General features: G+C 70.1%; 12 protein-coding genes. 3 read left to right on the forward strand and 9 right to left on the reverse strand.

Features of this window, described 5'->3' with window-relative positions:
• Nucleotides 1-42 precede the first annotated feature (42 nt).
• Nucleotides 43-2,055, forward strand: coding sequence for a DUF262 domain-containing protein (locus tag ACTWM8_RS16420; protein ID WP_446209788.1), 2,013 nt, complete (start codon nt 43-45; stop codon nt 2,053-2,055).
• Between the two features lie 31 nt (nt 2,056-2,086).
• On the opposite strand, the gene ACTWM8_RS16425 is transcribed toward ACTWM8_RS16420, so the two are convergent.
• Together ACTWM8_RS16425 and ACTWM8_RS16430 are read right to left on the reverse strand one after the other, a co-directional pair.
• Complete coding sequence (locus tag ACTWM8_RS16425; protein ID WP_446209789.1) at nt 2,087-2,650, reverse strand: hypothetical protein; 564 nt, start codon at nt 2,648-2,650, stop codon at nt 2,087-2,089.
• Between the two features lie 75 nt (nt 2,651-2,725).
• A complete protein-coding gene (locus ACTWM8_RS16430) occupies nt 2,726-2,953 on the reverse strand; it encodes a hypothetical protein (protein ID WP_446214575.1) in 228 nt (75 codons plus the stop codon).
• Between the two features lie 269 nt (nt 2,954-3,222).
• Between ACTWM8_RS16430 and ACTWM8_RS16435 the strand changes: the two genes are divergently transcribed.
• Nucleotides 3,223-4,464, forward strand: coding sequence for an IS701 family transposase (locus ACTWM8_RS16435; RefSeq protein WP_446209790.1), 1,242 nt, complete (start codon nt 3,223-3,225; stop codon nt 4,462-4,464).
• 288 nt (nt 4,465-4,752) lie between these two features.
• A complete protein-coding gene (locus ACTWM8_RS16440) occupies nt 4,753-4,959 on the forward strand; it encodes a hypothetical protein (RefSeq protein ID WP_446209791.1) in 207 nt (68 codons plus the stop codon).
• Between the two features lie 288 nt (nt 4,960-5,247).
• On the opposite strand, the gene ACTWM8_RS16445 is transcribed toward ACTWM8_RS16440, so the two are convergent.
• The 7 genes from ACTWM8_RS16445 to drmA form a co-directional block, all read right to left on the reverse strand.
• Nucleotides 5,248-5,514, reverse strand: a complete 267-nt coding sequence (locus ACTWM8_RS16445; RefSeq protein ID WP_446209792.1) for a hypothetical protein — start codon at nt 5,512-5,514, stop codon at nt 5,248-5,250.
• Nucleotides 5,515-5,625: 111 nt separating this feature from the next.
• Nucleotides 5,626-7,782: a UvrD-helicase domain-containing protein gene (locus tag ACTWM8_RS16450; RefSeq protein ID WP_446209793.1), complete on the reverse strand. Its 2,157-nt coding sequence runs from the start codon at nt 7,780-7,782 to the stop codon at nt 5,626-5,628.
• A gap of 91 nt (nt 7,783-7,873) precedes the next feature.
• On the reverse strand, nt 7,874-9,466 hold the full coding sequence (locus ACTWM8_RS16455; RefSeq protein ID WP_446209794.1) for a protein kinase domain-containing protein: 1,593 nt from the start codon (nt 9,464-9,466) through the stop codon (nt 7,874-7,876).
• Between the two features lie 42 nt (nt 9,467-9,508).
• Nucleotides 9,509-11,476: an N-6 DNA methylase gene (locus ACTWM8_RS16460; RefSeq protein ID WP_446209795.1), complete on the reverse strand. Its 1,968-nt coding sequence runs from the start codon at nt 11,474-11,476 to the stop codon at nt 9,509-9,511.
• Between the two features lie 2 nt (nt 11,477-11,478).
• Entirely contained in the window at nt 11,479-12,261 is a 783-nt protein-coding gene (drmC, locus tag ACTWM8_RS16465; RefSeq protein ID WP_446209796.1) for a DISARM system phospholipase D-like protein DrmC, read from the reverse strand.
• Complete coding sequence (drmB, locus tag ACTWM8_RS16470; protein ID WP_446209797.1) at nt 12,258-14,156, reverse strand: DrmB family protein; 1,899 nt, start codon at nt 14,154-14,156, stop codon at nt 12,258-12,260. The genes drmC and drmB overlap by 4 nt, the downstream gene beginning before the upstream one ends.
• A complete protein-coding gene (gene drmA / locus ACTWM8_RS16475; RefSeq protein ID WP_446209798.1) occupies nt 14,156-17,992 on the reverse strand; it encodes a DISARM system helicase DrmA in 3,837 nt (1,278 codons plus the stop codon). The genes drmB and drmA overlap by 1 nt, the downstream gene beginning before the upstream one ends.
• Between the last annotated feature and the right edge of the window lie 67 nt (nt 17,993-18,059).

Raw genomic sequence — 18,059 nt, forward strand, 5'->3', positions numbered from 1 at the left:
AACCTCGGCCATATGGGCGGCGCGGGGGGGTCAGGAGGTCGGATGGATTCCAAGACGCTCTCGCTCAGCAGGATCCTGACCAATGAGGTCCGCTACACCGTGCCGCTGTTCCAGCGGAAGTACGTCTGGAACGAGCAGGACAACTGGTGGCCGTTGTGGACCGACGTCGTGGAGACGACGTCCCGGCTGATGACCGATCGGGAGCGCGGCGTCGACGCCACCCGACCGCACTTCCTCGGCACCGTCGTGCACGAGGGGCTGCTGTCCAAAACGGGGCAAATGCCCGAGCAACGCATCATCGACGGTCAGCAGCGGATGACTACGTTGCAACTGCTGCTCGCCGCGACCCGCGTGGCCGCCATCGACTGCGGTCTCAGCAAGCACGCGAGCAAGATCGGACGCCTGATCGAGAACCCGCACGACTCGGTGAAGGAGGTGCACGACCGGCACAAGGTCTGGCCCACGAACGCCGACCGGGAGTCGTTTCAGCGGGCCATGAACGACGACCCGGACCATTCGCTTCTCGGCAGCGCGTACCGCTTCTTCCGCGAGAGGGTCATCGGTTTCGTCAACACGGCCGACGGTGGTTCCGGCTGGGATCCCGGCGACGAGGACGACTGGGCGGGCCCGTCGATCAGCGCCGAGGCCGAGGCCGCCTCCGCCGAGGATCGTCTGGCCGCACTGATCGACACGCTGCGGGATCTCATTCGCATCGTCGTCATCGAACTGGACCCGGCCGAGGACGACGCCCAGGTCATCTTCGAGACGCTCAACGCCCACGGCACGGCCCTCCTCCCGTCGGACCTGGTCAAGAACCACATGTTCAACCGGGCTCAGGTGGCTGGGCTCTCGGTCGACGCCCTTCACGGCAAGTACTGGGCGGCTCTTGAGGACGAGTGGTACTCCCAGGAGGACTCGGTAGGACGGACACGCCGTCAGCGTCTTGATCTCGCGATCGGCTTCTGGGCCGCGTCGGCGAGTCCGCGCGGTGCGGACGTCGCACAGGCCCACCTGTTCTCGACGGTCCAGGAGATCGCTCGCGCCCGGTCGGGCCCGATGTCGAGGCCGGACCCGGAGGGGGTAAACCGGCTGTTCGCCGAGATCGCCCACCATGTCACCACCTGGCGGCGGCTCCGGAGCGCCCCGTACGGCACCGCCGAGGGTCGCTTCATGTCCAGGCTCCACGATCTGAACACCACCACGCCCATGCCCCTGGTGTTGTGGATGGCGGCTCAGGTCGACGGACAGGTTCCCCGCGCCGAGTTCGAGCGGGCGCTGGTGTCCGTCGAGTCTTACCTCGTCCGGCGTGCGGCCTGCGGTCTCACAGCCAAGAACTACAACCGGGTCTTCGCAGGCGTACTTGCCCGCGCCAAGAAGGCCGACCCCGCGGCTGTTGGCGAAGCCGTGACGAACTCCCTCGCCGACCTGACCGACGACTCGTCCAGGTGGCCGGAGGACTGGGAGTTCGAGTCGGCTCTGACCGACGAGCCCCAGTACCGACGTCTGCTGCGCGCCTCCCGTGTTCGCATGGTCCTGGAAGCCCTGGAGTCGGCGATGCTCGGCCCCGACGTGGAGCAGTTGGCTCCGCCCGGGGCGTCTGTCAGTGAGGACGAGGCACCCGACGGAGGCGGCCGCACCCGCAAGGGAAAGGCGTTCACCGTCGAACACGTGCTGCCCCGGGCCTGGGAGACGAACTGGCCCCTTCCGCCCGGCCTCTCTGATCCCGATCGGGCGCGGGAAACGCAGCGGCGCAACGACGATCTCGAACGCCTGGGCAATCTCACGCTGGTCACCGGTGCGAAGAACTCCCAGATGAGCAACAGCGCCTGGCAGACGAAGCGCAACTATCTCCAGACGAAATCGCTGTTGATGCTCACCCAGAGCACCATCCTCGCCCGGCCCCTCCGTCCCGGAGAAGTCCGCACGCATGACGCCAAGGCTCAGGCAGCCGACGAGTTCTTCGCCGACCTCTGGGCCACCGAGCCCTGCATGGCGATAACTGTCCGCGGTGCCTGCCTGGCGCAGTGGGCGCTCAAGGTGTGGCCTCGTCCGTGACCTGCCGCCGGGCTCCGGCTTCCGGCGGAGGTCAGTAGCTGTACGTGGGCTTGAACGTGAACCCGTGGTGATCCACGACGCCTCGCTCCTTGATCGTCGCGGCATCGCTCTCGGTCACCTGCTCCCATTTCTGGGCGCCCAGGAACTTCATCTGGTTCTGTTGCCGGGCACCGAGCACGTTGATGAGCAGCGCCTCCACCTCGCGGATAACCGTGTCGCCCGTACTGGGAACCGGGTGATCCCGCTGGCTCACCACCTTCCACCCGTCAAGGTCACCTTCCACCACGTTGTCGAAGGAAAACCAGCAAAAGCGGGACCATTTCCCCGTTAGGTGATCCGAACGATGGTCCTTGAGCCGCCCACCGAGTCCCCCTCTTCCCCGCGCCAGACCCACATACGCCGGACCGAAGTCGTCGAAGAGGATGTAGACGCCCCTGGCCCGCCTGAAGTCGCACAGCCGGATGCTTCCCGCGTTGTGGTTCTGGCGGCCGAGCAACTGCCAGGCACTCGGTCCTGACCCCGGACTCCAGGAGACCTCCCCGGCCTCCCAGAACATCCCATAGGCACCAAACAGGTGACCACCAACAGTCGACACAGGACGATTGTGACACCCTCCGAGGCGCCATCCACTCTCCCGGCCCTGCACGATTCAGCGCATCGGCGCCCGGGCTCATCGGCGCAGGCGGCGGGCGCAGGGGCCGTCGTGGTGGGCGCGAAGCAGGCAGCGCCGGCCGCCGGGCATCAGCAGGTCGCAGAAGACCCGATGGCGTACGTTCTGGTCGTCCTCGGCGGAGACGGTGGTCTCGCCCGGGTCGGTCTGCGGCAGCATCACGGTCCAGCGGGCGACGACCCGGGCGAGGCGCTGCGCGGTGGGCAGGTCGGCGGCGACGACCGGCATCCGCCATGTACGCCAGACTCGCAGCGGCACCGCCGCATCCCGCTTCTCCCGCTTGAGGATCGCCTCGGCGACGATCACGTCGGCGTGGTGGCCTTCGACGACCTCGACCAGCTCCGCACCCGCCAGCAGGTGCTGTCGCACCCGACGTGCGCCGCCGACCCCGAACTTCAGCAACCCGCGATGCCGGACCAGATACAGCAGGTAGTAGTGCTTTGTTAGGTCGGCGTGTCGCTGGGGAGTGAAGCGGTTCGGGATAGTTCGATGTTGTGGTGACCCCTGAGGAGCTTTCCGTTGTGCGGCAACGGCTTGAGGCGTTCGCCGTGGATGTGTTCACCCCGTTGGTTCGGTCTGATCAGCGGGCCAAGGGTGAGACGTATCTGCGGGGGCTGCTGCTGGACGGGCGGCGTAAGTCGATGCAGCCGATGGCGCAGCGGCTCGGGGTGGATCATCAGGGGTTGCAGCAGTTCGTGACGACCTCGACGTGGGACACCACGGCGGTGCGGGTGCGGTTGGCCCGCCGGGCGGTTGACGTGGTCGGGCCGGTGGCGTGGGTGGTCGATGACACTGGTTTTCCGAAGGATGGCAAGGGATCGCCGGGCGTGGCCAGGCAGTATTCCGGCACCCTGGGGAAGGTGGCGAACTGCCAGATCGGGGTGAGTGTTCACGCCGTGACCGACACCGCGTCGTGCCCTCTGGATTGGCGGTTGTATCTGCCGACGTCGTGGGATGGGCAGAGCGTTGACGAGGCTGACCGTCCCGGGGTGGCCGCCCGGCGGGCCCGGTGCGGGATACCTGATCAGGAGCGTCATCAGCCGAAGTGGTCGCTGGTGGTGGAGATGCTCGACGAGCTGGCCGGTCACGGGCTGCGTCCGCCGGTGCTGGCCGCGGACGCCGGCTACGGGGACAACAGCCAGTTCCGCAGTGCCTTGGACGAGCGCGGGATCGGCTACATCATGCAGGTCAAAGGCGACGCCCTCGCCCACGAGCCAGACGTGCAGCCGGTGGCGCGGGTGTGGTCCGGGCGGGGCCGCCCACCGACCCGCACCGACCCGCGCTACCCGAAGACGGCGATCAGCCTGGTCGAACACGTCCGCGCCGCCGGACACGCCGCTACGGAGACGATCACCTGGCGGGAAGGCTCGAAAGGCACGATGAGCTCCCAGTTCGTCTTCCTGCGCGTGCGTCCGGCCGGGCACCGCGTCGCCCGTGATACCGACGGCACCCTGCCCGAGCGGTGGCTGATCGCCCAGTGGCCCGACAACGAGGCCGAGCCGGTCAAGTACTGGCTGTCCAGCCTGCCCGCCACCACCAGCCACACCGACCTGATCCGCTACGGCAAGATCCGCTGGCGAATCGAACACGACTACCGCGAGCTGAAGACCGGCCTCGGCCTGGACCACTTCGAGGGCCGCTCCTGGATCGGCTGGCACCGCCACATCACCCTCGTCACGGCCGCGCACCTGTTCATCACTGAACTACGCCTGGACCCAAAAGCGGCTGCGCCGGCCTGACCCTCTACACGGTCATCCGCGAGCTGCAACGACTCCTCGCGACCTGGACCGGCGCCTGCCTCACCTGCCACCAACCCGTGAAACCGCTACACCGCAACAAACGCCACCGAACCTAACAAAGCACTAGTAGGACGTGTCCCGCAACGCGGCGAACGATCGGTCGCCCTGCTCCGGCGGACACTCCGTACATGCCCGGCCGCCGAGCCTCTGCCATGACCCGCACCGGATGTGAATACCCCAGGTTCCGTGGGACGAGATTCCCCGCTTCTCGCCGTACCACGGGAGCCCGTGGACGTCACCAGCCAGGTCGGTCCAGCCGTCGCGGCCACGCCGGTCGAGCTCCTCGCCGAGAGCGACCGCGGCCTGAAACTCGGCGGCGGCACGCACGGGGATGGCGGCGGTGGCGGTCAGGCCGGCGAATTGGCAAACCTGGTCCGCGAGAGCGGGCTCGTGCGCCAGCCGGGACAGCAGCTGCTCGCCGGCGGCAAGGGCTAGGCCGGAAGAGCGCTCGTCCAGGCAGACGTGGCACCGGGTCCGCCAGCCGGTACGGCAGACCCGGTGGGTGCCGCAGTACCGGCACTGGTGGATGTTGACGCCACTGTGCGTCGGTAGGTAATCGAGCGGTTCCATCTGGTCGGCGGCCAAGGCTGCGCACGGGCGACAGTGGACGAACCACGCAATGTCCGGACCGCGGTGGCGCGAGTTCGCCCGGCCGTAGACGTGATCGCCGCAGTTGACGCAGGCGAATTCAGTAGGACGACTCGCGCTTCTCACTCGATTCGGTCATTCACCCGAATCGACGCGATCACGGATGCCGCGCCGGTCCGCACCGGCGGCGATTGCCTGCGGGGTGCCGCGTCGACCCCCTTCCTCCCACGACACCTGGCTGTAGTCGTCCCATCGCTTGTCGAGCTGGGCTGGCACAGCTTGCTCGTCTGGAGTGACGGTGAAGTCGCAGCCGATCGCCTCCATCTGCATCCAGATCGCGTTCACGATGTCTGCGTACCGCTCCTCGCTCACGACGCCAAGGCGGATTGTGATCTCCCGCATCTCATCCCTTCCTGCTGTGATCACTGTCTTGCCCTTCTCCTTCGAGTTCGACCCGACGTCCCTTGCCTTGATGCCTCAGTGCTACAGCTCCGACGAACCGGCATGCACGAATCACCTGGACTGGCCCCCGGAGACGAACGACAGGAACGGGCTGGGCAGCCCACTCCACGACACGTGCAGGGCCTCCCGGGCCCGCGTGCTCGCGACGAAGAGGAGGCACCGTTCCCTGAGCATGTCGCTCTCGTGCTGCAGCTGATCGACCTCGCTCGGCGTGACCTCCTTGGCGAAGGGAACCGCCCGTGCCGTGGCGCCCACCACCGCGACGCAGCGAAACTCCAGGCCCTTCATCGCGTGCATCGTGGCGAGCCGCACCCCGTTGACGTCCGCGCCGGGCTGGTCCCGCACCCGCACCGCCGGGATCCCAGCCCCGGTCAGCTCATCCTGCACGCTGCTGAGCACCGTGTTGAACCGCGCGCAGACCGCGATCTCGCTCGGCTGGACGCCCTGTTCCAGCCACTCCCCCACCCGCTTCACGAGCGCCGCGACCTCGGCCTGGCTCGTCGGATAGCCGTTCGCCTGAGGTCGCTTGCCGTGTAGCAGCGACCGGTAACCGGCGAGGCTGTCCTCGCCCTCACCGCCGAGGTCCTCGACCCGCGACCCGACCAGCACGCTGATGGACCAGGACAGGATCTCCTCGGTGCTGCGGTAGTTGATGCGCAGCCGGCTGCTGCGCCCCGCGACGGAGATGCCGAGGGAGCTGAGCGATACCCGGGAGTCGTAGATCCGTTGGTGCGGGTCGCCGGTGATGAACAGGTCGTCGGGCCCGGGCGCCACCGCGGCACGCAGCACCCGCCACTGGGCCGGGTGCAGGTCCTGCGCCTCGTCCACCACCACGTGGTCGAAGCCGTGGACGCCGAGGTCGGCTTCCCCGAGCAGTTGCGCAGCTCGCGCGCACACCTGGAGGTGGGTGATGATGCCGGCCGCTGTCAGCTCGGTCGAGAACATCTCCACCGCGTCCCACACCCGGTCGCGCTGTCGCGGGCCCAGCGCCGACCCTCTCCCCCGCCGGCTGACCGCGCGGTACTCCTCGCGGTTGCGCACGTCGTGGGCGAGGATGACGTGCCGGTACTCCTGGGCGAGGAACTGCTCGGTCCAGGGCAGGGTCAGGCGCCGGCACACCCGTCGCCAGATCTGCCGCTCGTCCACGTCCCCGATCGGGGTGGGCACTCGCCCGGCGAGGTTGCGCACGGCGCGGTTGGCGAAGGCGTTGACCGTGGTCACCTCCACCCGCGCCAGCTGCTTCTCGTCGCCGAGGAGCAGCGCCAGGTTCTCCCGCAGGGCGGCGGCCAGGGCATTGGTGTACGTGGTGAGCAGCACCCGACTGTCGGCCGAGCGGGACAGCAGGTGCCGGACCCGGTGCAGGGCAACCACCGTCTTCCCCGTTCCCGGACCACCCGTCACCTGCGCCGGCCCCTTGTACGAGACCCGGTACGCGAGGCGCCGCTGCGACGGATGAAGGAACACCCGCCAGGCGGCGAACGGCTTGTCGAGGATGTCGGCCAGCTCGTCGGGCCGGGTCACCAGCATGATGCGGCTGGTGGTGTTGGCGATCGCCGCCGCCAGGCTCTCGCTCGGCTCCGGCGTCGCGGCAGCCGGCCGGCGCTCGGCGACGAGGTCGCGGTGGACCTCCTCCGGTGAGAAGCCCTCGGCGAGGTACTGCAGAACTTCGAACTGGTCCTCGGGCAGCAGTGTGCCGAACGCTTCGAGCTGCGGCTTGTCAATGATCGTACGGACCGCCCGCAGCACCTGGTCGTCGATGCCGAGGTCACGCAGCACCGTGTCCGAATGACGGGCGAAGAGCAGCGTCGGTGCCTGTGCCGCCGCTTTCTCCAGCGCCGGCGTGAGCTGCTCGATGGCGTCGACGTTGCGGACCTCCAGTGCCCGCGTCGCCGTGTTGACCGTGTAGAGGCGCTTCGCCGCCCAGGTGTACGCGCCGTCGTGCGGCACCACGCTCAGCAGAAGGAAGGTGTCGCTGCCATCGTCCGGCGCCAGCACGACCCCGCGCCAGAAGTCGTTGATGCGGATGGTCCGCATCCTCGGGTCGCGGGCGTTGTTCACCGACTCCAGATGCAGGCCCTTGTCGGCGTGCAGTTCGGCGATGGTGAGCTGCTGAAACTTCGCCATCGCCTTGCGTACGCCGGCCTTGATCGGCTTCTCCAGGACGTCGTAGCTCTCCCAGAAGCTTTTGGCGAAGGCGAGCTGGGGCACGGGCGGGGACCTCCAGGGGTGGTGGGTCGATGGCGGCGGAGGCGAACACTACCGGCCGCGGCAGGGCAGGTCCTCGTAGCGCCCGGCGGAGTCATCGGGAGCCGGGCCGGCGCAGCCCGGAGAGCAGGTCGGCGATCTCCCGGGCGCTGGGGTGGGTGGCGCTGTGCAGGCGGGTCAGATCCGCCAGGAGACCGGTCAGGCTCTGTTCGGCGGCGTGCCGCTGCCCGGCGCCGAGCTGGAGCAGGCCGATCTGGCGGCGCAGCTCCAACGTGCGCGGGTCGTCCGCGCCGAACGCCTCGGACTCGTCCCGTACCAACGCTTCGAGCTGCCGCAATGCCTCGCTCGTCTCGCCGAAGAGGGCCCGGCAGGTGGCACCCCTGAGCCGGCAGTGCAGCGAGAGATCGGCGTGCGACCCCTCTTCCCGGGCGACATCCTCGGCGAGTTCCTCGTACGCCGGGGCGGCCCGCCGGTAGTCGCCCTCTTCGAAGAGCGCGTCGGCCAGTTCGAGCCGGACGCGCACCACGTCCTCGTCGGTCCTCCCGAGTGCGGTGATCGCCGGCGTGACCGCGGCGGCGAGCACTTCCACCGCCTGGCCGTAGCGGGACGACCCGACCAGCCGGCCCGCTTCCGCTCGCGCGCGCCGTAGATCCGAGCGCCCCATCCCCGACTTTTCACTGGGCCGCCGCTGGGGCGGTGCCGGCGGCTGCGCCTGCTCAGCGGGCGACGTCGGCGGCCGGATCGGCTCGGCCGACGGCACCGGAGGGGCCGAGGTGAACACCCTCCCCAGCATCGAGCCGTACATCCGGGTGGGGCTCACCGTCGCCGGCGGGTGGAGAATCCCCGGCAGCGGGCCGAGGCCGGTGGCGAAGGGCAGGAGACGGTCGTAGACGACCTGGGCGCTCTCCGGCCGGTCCTCGGGCTTCTTCTGCAGCAGGTGCAGCAGCAGTTCTTCCAGGCCGGCGGGCACGTCGTCTCGTACGCCGCGCACCGGTAGCGGCTGGTGCGTGACCTGCTTGCTCCACACGTCGTAGGAGGTGGACCCGCTGAAGAGCCGCTCCCCGGTGAGCATTTCGTGCAGCGTGCAGCCCAGCGCGTATAGGTCGGTGGCGGGGCCGGTGATGTTGGTCTCGATCTGCTCAGGTGCCATGTAGGCGGGCGTGCCGAGCGGCAGCCCGGTCGCCGTGATCTTCGAGAAGTCGGAGAGGGTGGGTGCTGCGGCGAGTCCGAAGTCGAGCACCTTGACCGCTCCGTCGGGCTGGAGCATGAGGTTGCTCGGCTTGAGATCACGGTGCACGAGCGAGGCCTGGTGGGCGGCGGTGAGGACCGCACAGACCTGGGCGGCGATTCCGGCCGCCCAGCCGATGGGCAGCGCACCCTGCTCGGCCACCAGGTCGGCGACGCTGATCCCCTGGATGCGCTGCATGACGAGGTAGGGCCGGCCCTCGTGCGACCCGACGTCGTAGACGGCCGGGACACCGGGGTGCTCCAGCCGGGCGGTGATCCGGGACTCGCGGACGAACCGGCGGATGTAGTCCTTGTCCTGCTCACCGTTCGGGAAGCGGATGAACTTCACCGCCACGTGCCGGTCCAGTTTGGTGTCGTGCCCCAGCCACACCTCACCCATGCCGCCACGGGCGATGGGCAGGTCATCCAGCTCGTACCGGCTGTTGATCAGCGTCCCCACCGCGACAGCCCTCCCCGTTCTCGATCCCCCAGCATGGGCAGGCTAGTCCGCCGCCGTCGTCGGACGCAGGCTCCCGTCGCCGAGACCGAGGAACCCGCGCTCGACGAGTTCCTCCCCCAGCGCCGTCGTCTCCCGCAACCGCACCTCGAACGCCATCAACCGTCGGAACGCCTCCCCGAGGCTGCGCTGTGCGGAGAGGGGCAGCCGGGGTATGCGGGTCCGCCGGATGTCGAGTCGGCCGGCGAGAGAGGAGCCGCCGGAGGCGCCGCGCTGCGCGGTCCGCAGGAAGCCGGCCAGGAAGTAGGGGTCTACCTGCTCCGGGTCGACCCGGAGCAGGTAGAGCCGCGGGCCGAGCAGCGGGCCGCCGTCGGTGACGACCCGTACGGCGGGCGCACGCGGCGCAAGCGGTGTCACCACGTCGCCTGTCCTGAGAGTGACCGCACCGGGCAGGGCCACGGCTGTCCCGGAGGCGGGGCGCCCGAGGCGGACGTCCCGGGCGGTGAGCACCGGCGTGGGTCCGCCCTCGTCCGTGCCCATCTTCATCGGAGCCTGCCGGATCGTGACCGCGCACGTCCTGACCAACTCGCCGATGGTGGTCATCACCGGGGCGTCGGGCGACGGGATGCCAACCAGGTCGGGCAGGGTCGGCACGAGGGCATCAACCGCGGCACTCAGCGACGCCAGAGCGGGTGGAAAGGCTGACGAGGGCGTGCCGGCGGCAGCCAGGTGCCGTGCCGGGGCGAGGTCCACGTGGTCGTCCAGCAGGTCGATGATCTGGACTGCCCGGCTCCCGCCCGGCAGGTCGGATCCGGCGGAGAAGGCGGCCCAGGCCCGCATGGCATGTGCGGATTCGGAGCTGGCATCGACCATGAGCACCTCGTCGGGGCGCCGTGCTCCGTCGGGGCGCCGCATCAGCCACAGATCCGGCGCCACCGCTCCGGTCGGTCCGGTCGCGGGCAGTGAGATCACTGTGCGCAGCGCCCCGGCTCGAAGCAGGTTGCCCCGGATGCGTCGGCCCGAACGCCTGCTGGCGGCAGCGCCCGGCATGAGGATCGCGACCCACCTGCCGGGCTTGACGTGCCGGAGACAATGCTGCACCCAGGCCAGCTCCGGTTCCCCCCGGGGCGGCAGGCCGTACTCCCAGCGCGCGTCGCCGGCCAACTCGTCGTGGCCCCAGGACCGGTCCGCGAAGGGCGGGTTGCACACCACCGCATCGAACAGGGCCCCCGCGTAGGCGTCGGATCGCAGCGAGTCCGCCAGGGCGACTCGGGAATCGCCGGTGTGCAGCAGGAGCCGGGCGGCGGCGATGCGGGCTGTCGTCCGGTTCACCTCCTGGCCGCGGAACTCCTTGACGCTGCCCCCGGCAGCGCCGAGCAGCAGGGTGCCAATCCCGCAGGCTGGGTCGAAAATGGTTTCCGCCTCCGACGCGGCCAGCGCGACCATGATGGAGGCGAACGCCGCCGGTGTGACGGTGTGGCGGCGGGAATGGACCTCCAGGTAGCGCTCGCAGAGAAAGTCGAAGGCGGCCCGGGATCCGTCCTGGTCGGCCGCTTCGGCGGCCATGCGGACGATGGTCACCGTGTCCGGGCCTGGCAGGTCGGTGATGAGGTGTCCGAATTCCGGTACGGCCGTGCGTATGGCCTCGACAAGCCGATCCGCCACCACGGCGTCGGACTGGTCGGCGAGCGCCTTCCATCCGGCCGGATCCCGTTCGAGGAAGACCAGGAAGCCGCCGAGGTTGCCGATTCGGTCACCCAGCTCCAGGTCGGCAGCGGAGCCTCGCAGCGACTGCCAGACCCGGTCGACGGGGGTGAGTCGGAACGGCTTGTCGTGTCGGCTCAGCCAGGCCTCGACCTCCGCCACCGCGAACAAAGGGCTCGCGGAGCTGCCGCCGACGGGCTGCGGAAAGTCGGGGAAGCGCCGGCGCCAGTTGCTGACCGCGGCCCGCCCGACGCCCGCCAGCCGGGCGATGTCGCCGGTGGCGACGGTGGGGCCGTCCGAAGCCGGCATGGTCACCACCCCTGCCCGGACGTCTGGAGCCGGGCCAGCACCCCACGGGTCTGCAGCTCCGCGATGTGCTCGGCCGCCCGCTGGGGTGCCGTGCCGCCGCGCACCAACAGCCCCGCCTCGATGTTGCGGTTGACCCCCGACTGAGTGAGGTTGGCGCTGGACACCAGCAGCAGCCGGCGATCGGCGACCGCGATCTTCGCGTGCATCTTGGCGTGGTCCTCGGCTCGCCGCTCGACCGGCCAGTGCCACAACTGCACACCGAGCAGGTTCGCGAAGGCGGCGGCGGGTTCGGCCCCGTTCAACGCGCCGCCCGCCCCGGCCAGCGTCTCGACCACGACAGTCACGGCCACACCGCGTCCGACCGCCGTCCCCAGCGCCGACAGCAACGGTGGGTAGGGCTTCGCGGAGTACGTCATCAGCAGCAGCTCGGCGTGGGCCTCGGCAACCAGGTCGACCAGCACCTGGGCGGTGGCGCGGACCGGCACCGGATGGGTGCTCGGCCCGCTCCACACCGACTCGATCCGTACCGCCGCCGACCGCTGCGCGTGCCCGGCGGCCAGCCCGCGCAGGTAGGCCGCCGCTTCCACGCCCGGCAACCCGGAGGCGCGCTGGCCGGCCAGCACCGCCCCGGCCGCCTCGGCGAAGCCGGGCACCGGGACGGCGTGCCGGACAGCCTGCTCCGGCGAGCCGTCGCCGAGGCGGTCGGCCAGCACCCGGAGGTGTCCCGGGCCGAGCCGGTTCACCGCAGCCTCCGCTGCCGCCTCGAACGCCGGATGCCAGTTCACGGCAGCTCGGGGAAGAGTGCCAGGTCCGGCCTGCCGATCGGTACGACGAACCGCCGGTCCAGGAACCGGTTGCCGCGTTCGCAGGTCGTCTCGGAGACGAAGAGGCAGACGTGGCAGGCGGCGCCGTGCAGGAAGTCCGCCGGGTCCTGGGGCAGCCGTTCGGCGCAGAGCGGGTCCGACGAGCAGTGCATGGCGTCGGCGAGGGCCCGCCGGGTGAGCCGGACAAGCGAGTCGTGCTCGGCGAGCGACACCAGCCCGCCGAGAGTGCCCTCGGCGTCCGGCACGGCGGTGTAGATGAGGATGCCCGCACGCTGCGGGTCGGCGTCGGTGCCGGAGTAGATCCGTTCGGAGAGACTGGCCGAGCTGTAGCCACACTCCAGGGAGATGGTGCGGATCAGCAGGTGCGACAGGGTGTGCAGGGCGATGTAGCGCTCCCCCGGCCAGAGGTGCATCGGGTCGAACGGTCCGGCGATCCGGCCGGAGTAGCGGTTCTTGCGGAACCGGGCGTATGCGTCCCGGTGTTCCTGCATGACCTCGGTGTACTCGATCCGCTGCTCCCACGCGCCGAGCAGGTCCTCCGGCAGGCGCAGGAAGATGCCCTCTCCGCGTACCTCGCTGGCCGGCACCCAGGTCGCCGCCCCCTTGGACAGCGACGCGCGGGTGACGAGGTCGGGGTCTTCCGGGTCGGGCGAGTCGAGTCGGGTGAACCCCACCAGCGCGCGGACTTCGCGCAGCCGTTCGGCCTGGATGACGTCGGCGTAGACGTTCTTCAGCTCGCCGGGCACACCGTCCGGGTCGCGGCGGAGGGTGAAGTCGTCTGTGGCCGGCGGCAGCTGCCCGGCGGAGAAGATCTCCCATTCCGGCGTACGCAGGTCGGGGTAGCCCTTCTCCTCCTCGTCGCCCTTGGCGCCGGTGCGGTGCCGCTCGATCGCCCCCCAGATCTCCTGGTCGCTCCACTTTTCCAGCTCGCGGAACGCCGGCACGACCGTCCGCAGGTACGGCAGCATGGCGACGTTCGGAACACCCTCCAGGGCGGTCCAGTGCTGTTCCACCTTGGCCTGGAGTTCGCTCGCGCCGGTACGCGGTACGGCCAGGGCGGAGAGGGTCTGCGCGAACCACTGGTTGGACGCGCCGACGACCAGGAGCTTCAGCTCGGCACCGCCGCAGCCCTTCGGGCCGAAATCGCCCAAGTGCGGCCGACGGCCACGGCAGAGGGGAAGCTTTTCCGCGCCGCGTGGACCGAGGACCTCCTTCATGTTGCGGCGGGCACCGCAGGGGGCGCACTTGATCTCGACGTTGGCGCCCAGGTTGCCGCCGCGGTCATCCATCTTCAGTTTGGGATGGCTGGCGTTCGGGCAGGCGCCACCCTGGTGGACGAAGTGGGCGTACGGGAAGTCGTCGAGGTGGCCGGCGGTGCAGGCAAGCACGAACCGGGCACCCACCGCCATCGGTCTGCGCCCCGACTTCTTGCGGCTGCACACGGTGTGGAAGAAGCGGGCCTCGTGTGGCTTACGCGGCTTGGAGTTCTCGAAGCCGAAGACGTTCGAGTCGATCGGTGCCAGGTCGTCACAGGCGGTGCAGCGCAACCAGCCGGGAAACGGCGTGATCGGCACCCCGACGCGACCGGCCGGGCCGGTCGGCTCCCGGTCGGTACCGTCCAACCACGGCGCCGGACGCAGCTCCTTGACCGAACGCAATCCCAGCGCCCGCACGGCGGCGAGCAGCCGAGGCTCCACGATCTCCTCCCAGTCGGGGACGACCGAGTAGTTCCAGTCGTCGAGCCCCCGGACCAGGACGGAGAAGTTGGGCAGGTCGACGATCGCGCCGACGCCGGTAGTGAACATCAGGTGGCTGGGGCGGACGGCACCGACCCGCCGGAAGTAGTTGGCGGCCATCAGTTGCCCTTCCCGGTCAGCGTCGACTCGCCGAGCTCATCCCCGTCGGGCAGGTCCTCGGCCCGTTTGACATCGGTCTGCGGGCCGAAGGACCACTCCGGCGTGCCGTACTGCGGGTTGAAGATCTCCCCGCCGGCGGGCAGCACCAGGTTGATCTCGTTCTCGGTCTCCCGCATGGACTGCCCGACCGTCAGGTCGGTCCATCGGCCGCCACCGGCCACGGTCAGCAGGCCATCCAGCTTCTGTTGTTTGAACGTCCCCTCGGAGTAGCCGAGCCGGGACGAGCCGGTCTTCTTCTCGTTCCACTTGTCCCGGAGCCGGTTGATCCGCTCCTGGAGGTAGTCGCGCCCGCGCGTCCCGCTGATCGCCTCGGCGCGGGCCAGCAGCCGGCCGATGACCCGCTGCACCTCCGGACCGTCGAGCGGCACGTCGTGGGCGTCGGTGTTGCGGGAGAAGCTGTCCTCGCCGTTGCGCACGGCCGCGACGAGGGTCGCGGTGGTGCCCCGGTCCAGCGCCCGCCGGGTGTACGGGGTGACCGACAGCGCCTCCACCTGGCGGTAGAACGTCGCGTGGTAGTACTCGAAGTCCTCGTAGTGGGCCAGGTCCCGCGGCCTGGTCCAGTTGTAGAGGGTGACCACCAGGCCGGGCCGCTTCGCGTCGCGGCCGACCCGGGAGGACGCCTGGATGTACTCGGCGGTGTTCTTCGGCTGCCCGGTGACGACCATCAGGCCGAAGCGGGACACGTCGACACCGACCTGGAGCATCGAGGTGGCGAGGACCGCGTCGACCGGCACCCGGTTCTCGTCCTGCCGTTGGTAGAAGCTCTGGGTGACCGGGTGCAGGGACAGCTTCGGGTTCGACGCGGTCTTGGCTTTGAACGCGTCCCGCATGTCCTCCAGCACCGCCCGCCGTCGGGCAGAGGTGTCGAGCTCCGGGTCGAAGCCGTTCTCCAGCCGCTTGAGCACCTCGCTGATGTCGGCGGAGGAGACCCGGGAGGTGAGTTCCTGCACGTTGAGCATCTGCGTGCCGGCGATCCGGTCGGAGAGGCCCTTGCGCCGGCCGTGGCTGCGGACGCGGGTGGTGACCTGGTCGTCGAGGAGACGGCGCATGCCGGCCAGTTCACGGGTGGCGCTGAAGTAGCCGACGGTGGTCATGTACGGGTCGGCCGGCTGCCCGTACGTGTCGAAGAGGGTCTGCCCGGCGATGAGCAGGATCTCGGAGAGGCGGATCTCTGCCGACTTCATCCGGACGCCGTGCGCGCAGACGCCCAGGTAGCGGCGGCCGGGGTTCTGCACGGTGACCGGTACCTGCCGGCTGAAGAACGTGTCGGTGATGTCGATGACCGGAGGCGGGAAGACGGCGAGCTGTCGGCCGAAGACGCCGAGCACCTGCTCCCGGGCCCGCTTGGTGGTCGCCGTGGACGCCACGATCTTCGGCCCGGCCTCGCGGCCGCCCGGGAGCGACCAGGTACAGAGCTGGTCGACGGCCGCCTCGAACAGGCCGACGATGGTGCCGAGCGCACCGGAGATGAGGTGCAGCTCGTCCTGGATGATCAGGTCCGGCGGGCGCAGCCGGACGACCGGCTCACTGGTGACGGCCGGCAGCTTTCCCTTCTTGTTGTGCCGGGCCCCGCAGGCGGTCTTCGCGTCGAGGTCGTCGTGCCGGTAGCCGTGCCGGGGGCAACGCTCCCGGACTCGGCCGAAGAGCATCCCGGCGAAGCCCCGCCAGGGCAGCTGGGCGAGCTTGTCGACGGTGGCGATGACCAGGCTGGGCGCGTACCGATAGATCTCCTCGTCGATGGTGAGGATCGGCAGGCCCTCGGCGGAGCGGGTCCGGGAGAACGGGCAGGCCTCCGCGCCTTCGGCCTCGGGGCAGAAGACCAGGACGCGCCGCTCGTCCTCGCGGACGGTCAGGTCACGCTCGGCGCGCAGCTTCGACCCACACCACGGGCAGCTCAACGTCTGCAGGACGTTGGTGAACTTGCCGTTGCCCACCTCACGCGCCTCCGCGATCTGCTCGGAGGCTTCGGTGAACCAGTTCGGCGACACCCCGCCACCGACCCAGAGGCCGATCCGGAACGGCTCCGCACCCCAGGTGCTTTCCGCCTGCCGACGCAGCACCTCGGCGGCGCAGACCAGGGCGGCGGCCCGCTGGAACTGTTGCGCGGTGAGCAGCCGCAGCGTGTACCGCATCAGCACGGCCACACCGCCCGCGCCGCTGCGGGCGTCCGCACCGGCCCCGACCACGCCCTGGAGACGGCGGATCGCGAAGGTGAAGGCGGTCAGCCCGAGGTAGGCCTCCGTCTTGCCACCACCGGTGGGAAAGAAGAGCAGGTCGACGGTGGCGTCCCGGTCGGCGGCCCGCTCCGGATGCGCCGGGTCGGTGATCGACGGCAGATTCAGCAGTACGAACGCGAGCTGGAACGGGCGCCAGGAGGCGGCCGCGGCGCCGCGCGCGTCGATGGCTGCCCTGGCCTTGGCATACGACAGGCCCTGCTCCTCGCGGAGCCGGGCGACCTCGCTGTGTCGACGTTGCAGCGCCATCGCCTCGTTGGCGAAGCGGAAAGCGGCGATGGCGTCGGCGTGCTTCTCGGTTTCTGGATCGGTGAGCAGCGCGATGCCGGCCCGGATCCGCTCGGCCGCCCGGCGCGCGTTGAAGACGGCGGTCACGGCCGCCGGGCGCAGCGGCTCCGGCAGGCCAGGGATCTTGGCCTCCTCGTCGTCCAGCCAGTCCTCGTACCCGTCGGCCAGCGGCGCGAGCCGGGTGCGGAGCCGGTCGATGTCGGCGGTGGCGAGGGCGTCCATGGACAGTTCCACGCCGGCCAGGCCGCTGTCCGCGCCGACCTGGGCGACGGTCGCCGGCACGTTGTGGGTGGGCAGCCAGGTGGTGGCGAGCTGGTGCGCGCAGCGCTCGCCCTCGCGTACCGACGGGTGGACGGCGACGTTGCGGCCGGAGGCATAGCGGCGCTGCGACCGGTAGAGCAGCCGCAGGTGCGTCTCCTCCAAATCGTCACCGACGCCCTGCACCCCGTCCAGCGGGTCGTCGATCGGCAGGAAGACGGCGGCGGCGCCGTCCAGCGCGCTCACCGTCAGGGCGGCCTGGAACAACCAGGTTGTGTCGCCGTTGCTGGGCACCTCGGACTGCGTGTTGATCAGTGCGATCTGCACCACCCGGCGGCCATCGCGCGGCCGGACCTCGACGGCCAGGTGCACTCCCGGATCGTCCTCGTCCGGCACGGTGAGCGGCATTCGGTAGGACGACTCGCTGTCGAGGCGGACCTCCTTGCGGTACGACACCGGCTCGCGGTACCAGATCCGGCGCTTCTTGCCCTTCTCGTCCTCGGACTCGCGCAGGTCGTAGCGGCCCCACTCGGCGGTCACGGTGAGGACGTCGACGTCGCCGGGGACGGCGAACGACAGGCCCACGGACGAGGCCCACATCTTGCCCAGGTTCTGTGGGGTGACCACCTCGGGCAGTTCGGGCTCCGCGCCGTCGCCCTGGACGGCGGCGTCCACGTCCGCCACCTCGGCCGCCTCACGACGGTCCGAGCGCGGGCGCTGCTTAGGGCCGAGCATGCCGACGAGGTAGCGCTCACGCGGCCCCATGGCGCCGGGCCGGAACTCTTCGTGCTCACCGTCCCACGGCCCGAGCAGGTCCCGCCCGATCAGCTCCTCCAGCTCGTCGCGCACCTGGTAGGAGCTCGCCTCGGGGAACGTCTGCGGTACGTCGAGCGGCGGGATGAGCGCCTGGTGGTCGACGTCGTCGCTGCCGGACAGGGACAGCGCCTGCTGCTCGCCACGGGGGTGCGGAAACAGGCTTTCCTGCTGACGGGTCATCGAACCACAACCTGGGTGTCCAGAGCGGGTATGGAACGCTGCTCCTGCATCGGCCGAGCCTTCCTGT

Source organism: Micromonospora sp. IBSANI012 (genome assembly GCF_052814045.1).